Annotated in this window: 8 protein-coding genes and 2 tRNA genes; 2 read left to right on the top strand and 8 right to left on the bottom strand. The window is 31.7% G+C overall.

Annotated features, from left to right (window positions below):
- Together B2X73_RS08630 and B2X73_RS08635 are read left to right on the top strand one after the other, a co-directional pair.
- Positions 1 to 2,258: choice-of-anchor L domain-containing protein (locus B2X73_RS08630; protein ID WP_291096255.1), on the top strand; the 2,258-nt coding region annotated here is incomplete at its 5' end.
- Entirely contained in the window at positions 2,258 to 2,578 is a 321-nt protein-coding gene (locus B2X73_RS08635; RefSeq protein WP_180904948.1) for a hypothetical protein, read from the top strand. The genes B2X73_RS08630 and B2X73_RS08635, both read left to right, overlap by 1 nt.
- Before the next feature lie 56 nt (positions 2,579 to 2,634).
- Here the strand turns inward: B2X73_RS08635 and typA are convergent, their stop codons facing one another.
- The 8 genes from typA to B2X73_RS08675 form a co-directional block, all read right to left on the bottom strand.
- On the bottom strand, positions 2,635 to 4,437 hold the full coding sequence (gene typA, locus B2X73_RS08640; protein ID WP_221854374.1) for a translational GTPase TypA: 1,803 nt from the start codon (positions 4,435 to 4,437) through the stop codon (positions 2,635 to 2,637).
- Between the two features lie 258 nt (positions 4,438 to 4,695).
- Positions 4,696 to 4,768 (bottom strand) — tRNA-Lys (locus B2X73_RS08645).
- Between the two features lie 185 nt (positions 4,769 to 4,953).
- On the bottom strand, positions 4,954 to 5,880 hold the full coding sequence (locus B2X73_RS08650; RefSeq protein WP_291096257.1) for a YARHG domain-containing protein: 927 nt from the start codon (positions 5,878 to 5,880) through the stop codon (positions 4,954 to 4,956).
- Positions 5,877 to 6,449, bottom strand: a complete 573-nt coding sequence (locus B2X73_RS08655; RefSeq protein ID WP_221854372.1) for a DUF2306 domain-containing protein — start codon at positions 6,447 to 6,449, stop codon at positions 5,877 to 5,879. Before B2X73_RS08655 ends, B2X73_RS08650 begins: the two co-directional genes overlap by 4 nt.
- 184 nt (positions 6,450 to 6,633) lie before the next feature.
- Entirely contained in the window at positions 6,634 to 8,148 is a 1,515-nt protein-coding gene (locus B2X73_RS08660) for an AsmA-like C-terminal region-containing protein (RefSeq protein WP_291096260.1), read from the bottom strand.
- A 48-nt stretch (positions 8,149 to 8,196) separates the two neighbouring features.
- On the bottom strand, positions 8,197 to 9,000 hold the full coding sequence (locus B2X73_RS08665) for a hypothetical protein (protein WP_291051162.1): 804 nt from the start codon (positions 8,998 to 9,000) through the stop codon (positions 8,197 to 8,199).
- Between the two features lie 46 nt (positions 9,001 to 9,046).
- On the bottom strand, positions 9,047 to 9,742 hold the full coding sequence (locus B2X73_RS08670; RefSeq protein WP_291096262.1) for an AsmA family protein: 696 nt from the start codon (positions 9,740 to 9,742) through the stop codon (positions 9,047 to 9,049).
- Positions 9,743 to 9,915: 173 nt separating this feature from the next.
- Positions 9,916 to 9,988 (bottom strand) — tRNA-Lys (locus B2X73_RS08675).
- Between the last annotated feature and the right edge of the window lie 42 nt (positions 9,989 to 10,030).

Genomic DNA, 10,030 nt, shown 5'->3' on the forward strand with positions numbered 1-10,030 from the left:
AAATGCACTACCGGTTAAATAGTTTTTTATTTGGTCAATATATTCAGGTAGATACATCTTTACCGAAAGAAGAATTAATTGATAAATTTATTGGAACAAACACAGGTTGTATTACTATTTCCAATATTAATATTTCTGGCTACAATAGAGCTTATGATGAAATAAGCTATGGTTATTTTACAAAAGGAACTAGTAGTTTTGATCTTTCTGAAGGAATTATTTTATCTACAGGGAAAGCAAAAGATGCTGAAGGTCCAAATTCATCTTTGCAAGATTTTTGGGGAAGTAATTGGGGAGGAGATCAAGATTTGATTGATATTTTGATAAAATCTAATTTACCTCATGATTATATTTTAAATGCAACTTATCTTGAATTTGATTTTATATCAAATCTAACAACAGATCAGATTAGTTTCGAATATATGTTTCTTTCAGAAGAATATCAATCAAGTAATTGCCAATACTCTGATGCTTTTGCCTTCTTAATCAAAAAAGCAGATAATTCTGAACCTTATCAAAATATTGCATTAGTTCCAAATACAACCATTCCTGTAACTTCATTAACCATAAATGGCGCAAGAGATTGTCCTCGAAACATATCGTATTTTGGAAGTTTTAATTCTGCAAATAATCCAACGAATTTCAATGGACAAACAAAAGTTTTGAAAACAAATGCGCAAATAGAAGCTGGTACAAAATATCATATCAAATTGGTAATTGCTGATCATGGAGATTCAAAAGGTCGTTACGATTCTGCTGTTTTCTTGAAAGCTGGAAGTTTTATAGGTTCAAAAAGTTTAGGTTCTGATGTTGTATTATGTCCTGGAACATCTGAAACAATAGATGCGACAACGACAAATGCTACAACCTATAAATGGTACAAAGATGGTGTGGAAATTAGTGGTGAAACAAATGCAACATTAGTGGTAGATGAAACAGGTTATTACGAAGTAGAAATCACATTGAATACTGGTTGTTCTTTGAAAGGTCACATTAATGTTTCTGTACAAGAAGAACCTCAAATATATCAAGATCGTTTTTCTATTTGTGATGATGATTTAGATGGAAAAACACAAATAAATTTAGACGAATATACTGATCGAATTGTAGAAGATTATTATTCTGCTCATCAAGTGAAATATTTTGAAACGGAACAAGATGCTAAAGATAATATTCCTGCTGAAATAACGAATTTCGAATTAAATGAAATTCAGACATCTAAAGAAGTTTGGATTCGTGTCCAAATCGGAACTTGTAAGCCTGTTATTAAAGAAATTACTTTTACATTAAATCATTTAAGTGTTGCAAACGTAATTCCTCCAATAGAAATTTGTGATGAGAATTTAAGCAATGATGAAGAAATTGTTTTATCCGATTATGTTGATGACTTGGTTACAAATCTTGAAGGCTCACCGACATATTACTTAAATGAAATTGATGCTAAAAATAAAAAAAATAATATCAACACAACACAAATTATAAATTCAGATCAAACATTTTGGGTAAGATTTAAACAAAATGGATTATGCGAAAACGTTGCTCCATTGCATTTTATTTTCAAACAATCTGGAAAATCATCAACCTTAAAAGATCTTACAATTTGCAAAGGAACAACAACGACTTTAGACGCAGGTCCAGGATTTAAAACTTACGAATGGTTACATAATGGCGACAAAAATCAATCAATTACAAATGTTCCTGTTGGAACTTATTATGTGAAATTAGGATTGAATGGTTGTTTTTATACACAAGAAGTAAAAGTTATTGAAGCCGAAGATCCAACTATTCAATCTATCGAAATTCAAGGTTCTACAGTGACCATAAAAGTCACTGGATCTACGCTTCCATATCTGTATTCATTGGATAACGGCACTTTTCAATCTTCCAATATCTTCACAAACGTAACTTTAGGAACTCATACAATTTCTGTGAAATCTGCAGCTAATTGTTCGCCTATTTCGAAAGAATTTTCGCTGATTAAACTAATCAATTTTATTTCTCCAAATGGTGATGGTAAAAATGATGTGTTGGATTATTCGCAATTAAAAAGTAAAATCAATCCGAAATTTATCATTTATAATCGAAAAGGAAAATTATTATTTACTGGTTCGGAAGCAAACAATTATACATGGGATGGAAAACTGAATGGAAAAGCGCTACCTTCCGATAGTTATTGGTATATTATCGAATGGACTGAACCAAATTCAACTCAAACTCAAAAATTTGAAGATTGGATTTTATTAAAAAGTACTTATTAATGAATAATTGGATAAATTTTCCTAAAAAGGATTTGATGCTCGAAATTTATTTTTCTGAACAAAATATGGAGGACAAAACTTTATTATTTTGGAATCAAATTAAAATTTCTCCTGAAATATGGAAATGTGATGATGTTATTGAGGATAATTTTTGGGTAGTTGCTGTATACGAAAATTATTTGATTTGGTACAATGATATTGAAGAAGGTTTTAATGTTTCAAGATTCAAAATTAAAGGTGAAATAGTAGAATATAACGCTTCTAAAGATGAATTAAATTTCGCAATTGAAGCGCTTAAAAATAAAATCGAATCTATTTAAAACAAAAAACCAGAAGATTAACTTCTGGTTTTATTGTGATATATAATTTCAAATGATTAGCTCATTGATTTTTCGAAGCGTTTACGATCTACTTCTTTTAAGTGAATTTTACGTAAACGGATGAAATTTGGAGTTACCTCGATACATTCATCAGCTTGGATATATTCCATACATTCTTCCAAAGTCATTTCTGTTTTTGGAGCGATAGAAGATGAATCATCTTTACCAGCTGCACGGATATTGTTTAATTTTTTAGCTTCAACAACATTTACTACTAAATCATTGTTACGAGAATGCTCTCCGATAATCATTCCTTCGTAAACTTCTTCACCTGGCTCGATAAAGAATTTTCCACGATCTTGTAATTTATCAATAGAATAAGGAGTTGATGTACCTTGATCTTTCGAAATAATTACACCTGCAGAACGACCAGCGATTGCTCCTTTGAATGGTTTATATTCTAAGAAAGTGTGTGCCATTACAGCTTCACCAGCAGTAGAAGTTAACATTTGAGAACGTAATCCGATTAATCCACGAGATGGAATTTCGAATTCTAAGTGTTGCATTCCTTCTTTCGCCTCCATAACTAATAAATCACCCTTACGTTGAGTTACTAAGTCGATTGCTTTAGAAGAATAATCATCTGGAACATCAATTACTAATGTTTCATATGGTTCACATTTTACACCATCAATATCTTTTAAGATTACTTGTGGTTGTCCAACTGTTAACTCATAACCTTCGCGACGCATCGTTTCGATTAATACAGATAAGTGCATGATACCACGTCCGTAAACTAATTGTGTATTAGAATCTTCTGTTGGTTCTACACGTAAAGCTAAGTTACGCTCTAACTCATCTTCTAAACGTTCTACTAAGTGACGAGAAGTAACAAATTTACCATCTTTACCAAAGAATGGAGAGTTGTTAATTCCGAAAGACATATTCATTGTAGGCTCATCGATATGCATAACTGGTAATGCTTCTGGATTTTCTGGATCTGCAATTGTATCTCCAATTTGGAAACCATCGATACCAACAACAGCACAAATATCACCCGCTTTTACCTCAGTAGCTTTTACTTTACCTAAACCAGCAAATGTATATAATTCTTTGATTTTATGTTTTTTGAACGTTCCATCAGGTTTTGTTAAAGCAACCCAATCTCCTTCTTTAATAACACCACGACTTACTTTACCAACTGCGATACGTCCTAAGAATTTAGAATAATCTAAAGATGTAATTTGCATTTGTAAAGAACCTTCATAAGCTTCTGGAGCAGGAACATGTTCAAGAATACCATCCATTAATGGAGAAATATCGTCTACACGTACATTTTCTGTATTGAACCATCCTTGTTTAGATGAACCATAGAACGCTGGGAATTCCAATTGCTCTTCTGTTGCATCTAAGTTGAAGAATAATTCGAAAACTTTGTCATATACCTCATCAGGACGACAGTTTTCTTTATCAACTTTGTTAATTACAACTAATGGTTTTAAACCTAATTCTAATGCTTTACTCAAAACGAAACGCGTTTGAGGCATTGGTCCTTCGAAAGCATCAACTAATAAGATAACCCCATCAGCCATTTTCAATACACGCTCAACTTCTCCACCGAAATCCGCGTGGCCAGGAGTATCAATCACATTGATTTTTACACCTTTGTAATCTACCGAAGCATTTTTAGAAAAGATCGTAATCCCTCTCTCACGCTCGATATCATTGTTATCCATGATTAATTCACCAGACTCTTGGTTTTCTCTAAAAACGTTTCCGCTGTGAAGAATTTTGTCAACCAATGTAGTTTTACCGTGGTCAACGTGTGCGATAATCGCAATATTTCTAATGTTTTGCATCCTTGAAAATTATGGGTGCAAATTTACGACAAATTTATTTTTTATTACTATACTTTTGATTTTATTTAATTTTAGCAATAATTAATTTAGAAAAATTTAATATTACTGAATACTTTTTAGTAAAACGTTGATTTATTTGCAGATTGATTAATGAAAACTATTTTTTCATTGAAAAATTTTAACGATTTCACCTATAATTCTTAATCATAATTATAAAAAACAAAAAAACTGCTACACAAAAGTGTAGCAGTTTTTTCGTGACTCGTCTGAGGCTCGAACTCAGGACCCCGAAATTAAGAGTTTCGTGCTCTACCAGCTAAGCTAACGAGCCTAAATTGATAAACACAACAAACAAAATTTTCTTGGTTTGCTCTGCAAAGTTCTTTCAGAACAAAGGTTTTATCGAGTAAAAACAATTGTATTCTTCAATTTAACCTATAAAGCAAAATGATAATCCTGCTATCCTATTTTCGGATTGAGTTTTAACTCATTCTATCTTAATCAAAATTCTAAATTTTAGCGTCCATATTGTTGATAATTATCGGTTGCATATTTCTCAAAACGCTTTAATAACTCAATATTATCTTTTTCGATTGGCGACAATTTATCCTCAACATTTGTATACAAAGGCACATACCAATCTACATAATCAAAAAATTGACGTGCACCACGATTCGCAAACGAATAGCCATGACGCGCATAAATTGTATTGCGAATAATTTCTAAATCTAACTTATGTAGATTTTTCAATTGTTTCTCCGTCAACTTTTGCGTTGATCCATTTATTTTATAAATTTCATCCGAAGCAGCACGTTGCACATCTACAAAATACTCTTCTCCATCTGATTCGTCATATTTTTTCTTTTTAGAATTCACCCAATCTACATTATCGTATTCATCCGCATACTCTTCATCTACACCATATTTTGGCTGAATTAAAACATTTTTAGGATCATAGTTAAATGTTGTTTTTTTCAAACTAAATTTTCGAGAAAGTACAGGTAAATCTTTTCGTTTCGAAATCCAAGTTCCATAAATTGAATCATCTTTTTCAGAAATATTAAACTTAAATGTTCCATCATATTTTTGATCGCCTGGTTCATTCGCCATCACATAACGTGAGTTTCCTTCTTTCACCAAATCACCTTTAAATGGTCTTATATTTCCCGCCGAAACACTATACCCTTCGACAGTATTATCGTTATTAATCTTCTGAATAACAATACTAATTCGGTTTCGAAGCGACCAATTATCACCTTTATCATAATCAACTGAATCTGCCTCAAAAATACCAGACCATAGCCCGATATCTTCTTGCGTTGGCTCGATATGAATCGATGAAATTGTATCATTAATATCATTATTTTTAACGGCATCTTTTTTGTCTTCTTTACAACTAAAAACAACAAGCGTAGTGCAAATAAGTAGTCCTATTTTTTTCATATTTTAGATTGTTTAGTTTTATAAATATAATATTCTACGAGCAATAAATTAGGTACAAATCCCAACCATGCTATAATTTGATAAACATCCATGGGCGCAGGATGAAAAAAATAAACCAAAATCACTTTCCAAGCGCGTAACGTAAGTGCAGAAACAGCCAACGCATAACTACGAAGCATAAAATTTCGGTGCGATTGAATATCTTTCTGCTTAATTTTAACAACTGCAATCACAGTAAAAATCCACCAAAGAATACCGAGAATTACAAAAGCAGATTGCGCAATTAATTCTCCATTTGCATAAAACCCAATGTAAATTCCACTTGGCGCAGCTAATAAAACAGTGATATAAAAATAAAATTTACCGAGAAGCCGATGAATTTTTCGGATTGGTTGATTGGTAATTTTAATGAACTGAACAATTCCAAAAAACAATGTAAATATTGCTGAATAAACGTGAATGTAAAAAATGAATAAATAACTTGGAATTGTTGTCACCTCATCTTGTTTGATAGCTAGAAATGAAACATCAGACGAAATCGGAATATAACGTAACGTGATTTGTAGCATTAATCCAAAGAAATAAAGCCAAACAAGGAAAAATAGTATTTTCCACCACGAGGTATTTTTTATTGCAGTTGTAAGTTTCAGATTTAGTTGATTTTGAATCTAAAAATACACTTTTTATTGATGATTCGCAATCACTATTTATAATGAAAAAATCCCTCAGAAATTCTGAAGGATTTTATATTTATTATTTGGCTTGAACAGCTTCTTGCTTTGCCTTTTCTTCTTCTAATGATTTTTGATATTCATCAAATTCGTCATCCGTTTCATTCAAATCTTCTTTATGATATTTCCCCACTTCAACCTCAAACGTATCCGCTGGACCAGTAATTTTGATCGGAATTCCGATAATTCCAAATGGAGGCAAACCAAGTCGCATACCAAGATTCATATAACCGTCTAACGTCACTTGACCTTCTATTCGTGGACGAAAACCTGCAATTTTGAATTTCGTACGGTTTATCGTAATTACATTATTTTCGATCTTCGTTTTGAACGTCACTTTCTTCACATTCGCATCATGCAACGCATCTGTCGACGTTTTTTCTGCAACCGAATTGAATACTTTAAATCCTAAAAACTTAATTTCTTCTAACGTAAAATTCCCTCCACCTTTTATGGTTTTCAATTTCGGGAACATATCTGCGCCCAAATCACCTTCGAGCTGATAATCCATTGAAACTTTCCCGTGCGCTTTTTCCGCTGCACTTGCCAATTCTCTAAACAACGTAATTTCGTGATAAGCGCGCTGAATATCGAAATTACTGGCTTTTACAGTAAAATTAAACTTCGCTTTTTTCGCATTTGTTGGCACATAATTTCCGTTCATTGTAAATTCAGAACCAATCAAATTAAATTTAGTATTTTGAAGTTCAAGATTCCCTTGTTTCAAACCTAAATCTCCTTCGAAATTTTGCAACGTAATATCTTTAAATAAAACCTCTTTTGCTTGACCTTTTATCGATAATTCTACATTTTTCGGCAACAAAACCACACCTTCTTCCGCAGCTATCGAGTTAGTCGCTGTCGATTCGGTATTAAATGCCATAAAATCATCAATATTGACACGATTTGTTTTGAAATTAATCGTTCCTTTTAGCATTTCATTATCTTTTAACGCATAATTGATATAATTCGAAACATCTCCATCAAATACAAAAACATTCTTTTTATAACGCGCTTTTACATCTTTAAAAGTCAGATGACTTCCTTCAAATCGGAAATCTCCTTGCTTGATAACAAATTTGCTCGGAAAGAATTTTGTATTAATCTTAATGTTCTGAATTTTCACAAAACCTTTGTTTTGAAAACTCTCCAAAGGCGCTCCATTATTTCCTTTTACACCAAAATTAGTTTCAATTAATCCATCAACATCTAAACCTTCGATTGGAAATAATTTGTAAATATTCGCTAAATTCAATTCACCTTTTGAATGAACTCGATAATCTAAATTGTTTAAATTCTTCAGATTTGCATTCACCATAAATGGTTTTCCAGCCAACGTAAATTTGATTGGCAAAACATCTATTGACAAATCGTTAAACGAACCTCTACCCGATTTTATATGCGTTTCTACCGTAATATTTTCTAAAGGTAAATTCGGATATTCATGTAATTTGATGTAACCATTTTTCAAAATAACGACCGAATTAGAAACCGGAACTTTTTTACGTTTTGGCTCATACGTTCCGTTTGCTTTCATTTTCACAAGCAAATCGCCTCGCATATCAATATTCTTTATTGGATAAATTTAGATGATATCCTCTAAATGAATTTTAGCACCAAAATCTGCATTAATCGGAAAATTATTCAGATTTTTCAATTCTAATCGTCCAATCATATAATTATCCATCGCTTTTGCATCAATTTTATGAACCAAAACAGACGTATTTTTGATATTTCCATCTGTATTTTTCATCGTCAAATCCAAATTAATGTGATCCAAAGCCGCAGGCATTTCATTCATTTTGAAATAACCATTTTCAAGATTAGCTTTTAGATAAAACGTTGGAATTTTTTTTAAAGGATTTTTCGCATTTTGAACGATTGAACCTTTCCAACTTCCTTCCATATCAAGAATTCCTTTTGCGTCAAATTGATTGAAACCTGTTGCATTTTTCAAGGCTTCCAAATCAATACTTGACTCGATAATTCCCTCCGAAAACATTGTTTTTCCCGCCCAATACGTGAAATTAGTTTTAGTTGTTCCATCTAACAATTTGAAATCAAGATTATCCACTTTCACACGCATTTTATCAGGATCCAACGCTTGTAAATCAACAGTAGAAACAAGATTTATATTTTTGATTGGAGAAGATGATTTCTTATAATTCATCCATCCATCATCAATTTTTGCATCAATATGAATATCAGGATTCTGATTTGTCGTCGCATTCATTATTCCTTTCATTGTAAAGAGAATCGTCGAAGAACCTTTCAGTTCCACTTCTTTTGCCCATTCTTGGTACGCTTCTGGAATAATCGCAGGAATATATTGCAAATCATTTTTCTCTGATGAAATTGTTAAATCAAAAACTTTGCTTTCATTTGGCATCAACAAAGAACCTTTCAACGAAAAAGGAAATTGACCTAATTCGAGATTATTTTTCAGTAAAATAAAAAGATAAATTATTTAAATCAATTTTCGAATTGATTTTTCCTTTTAAAGGTAAATTCTTAACATATTTCTGCTCATCAAAACTAAAATTGACATTTTTGATATCCGTTTTTGCATTTAATGTTAACTGATTTTCTGTAAAATCTATCAGTCCATCGTAATCAAATTGATCTAATTTTAAATAGGTTTTAGATGATTGATCATCGTATAAAAAGTTAGAATTAGCAATTTTAAAATTATTCAACGCTAATCCTTTACTCGATTCTTCTTCTTTTTCAACCTCATCAGAAGGCTTCACAATATCAAAATTATTACGACCTAAACTATCTATTTTCAGATTAATCGTTGCATCTGTAATAAATAATTCATTAAAAATTATTTTATCATCAAACAACGTTTTGACATCTACACCAAGTGCAATTTCTTTCGCAGAGATTAAATTTTCGGTTTGATATGGCGTAGAACCTTTGATTGAAGAATCCGTTAGGGTAACCGTTAGCTTAGGAAAATGATTGAAAAACGAAATATCCAAATCCTTGAATTCAATTTCAGTTTTCACATAATTTTCGGCAATACTTTTTATCCCTTCATTAATTTGATCCTTAAAAAAATAAGGCGAAACATATAAAACTAATATAATTCCTCCCAAAGAAAATCCAGTAATCTTAATTACCTTCATTAATTTTGAGAGAACTGTTTTTTTCTTCTTCATAATCATAAAATCGGTTGAACAAAGTAACTGAGAATAGAAGTTAATCGGAAACAATACGATATATATTTACCGCAACATTTATCATGTTGACCTCAATTATTTTGCATAAAAAAAGCCAAACATTTCTGTTTGGCTTCTTGTGACCTGGCTGGGGCTCGAACCCAGGACCCCAACATTAAAAGTGTTGTGCTCTACCAACTGAGCTACCAGGTCTCCGTTTTGGAGTTGTTATTGTTTTAGACTTCTCAATAACTA

The sequence above is a fragment of the Empedobacter sp. UBA7252 genome (assembly GCF_002472765.1).
Classification (GTDB): Bacteria; Bacteroidota; Bacteroidia; order Flavobacteriales; family Weeksellaceae; genus Empedobacter; species Empedobacter falsenii_B.

Bases quoted from the DNA above. Each gene is read 5' to 3' on its own strand.
- B2X73_RS08635 (WP_180904948.1), top strand. From the start codon at position 2,258: ATGAATAATTGGATAAATTTTCCTAAAAAGGATTTGATGCTCGAAATT.
- B2X73_RS08670 (WP_291096262.1), bottom strand. From the start codon at position 9,742: ATGAAGGTAATTAAGATTACTGGATTTTCTTTGGGAGGAATTATATTA.
- B2X73_RS08650 (WP_291096257.1), bottom strand. From the start codon at position 5,880: ATGAAAAAAATAGGACTACTTATTTGCACTACGCTTGTTGTTTTTAGT.
- B2X73_RS08660 (WP_291096260.1), bottom strand. From the start codon at position 8,148: ATGAAAGCAAACGGAACGTATGAGCCAAAACGTAAAAAAGTTCCGGTT.
- B2X73_RS08665 (WP_291051162.1), bottom strand. From the start codon at position 9,000: ATGCCAAATGAAAGCAAAGTTTTTGATTTAACAATTTCATCAGAGAAA.
- B2X73_RS08655 (WP_221854372.1), bottom strand. From the start codon at position 6,449: ATGCTACAAATCACGTTACGTTATATTCCGATTTCGTCTGATGTTTCA.
- typA (WP_221854374.1), bottom strand. From the start codon at position 4,437: ATGCAAAACATTAGAAATATTGCGATTATCGCACACGTTGACCACGGT.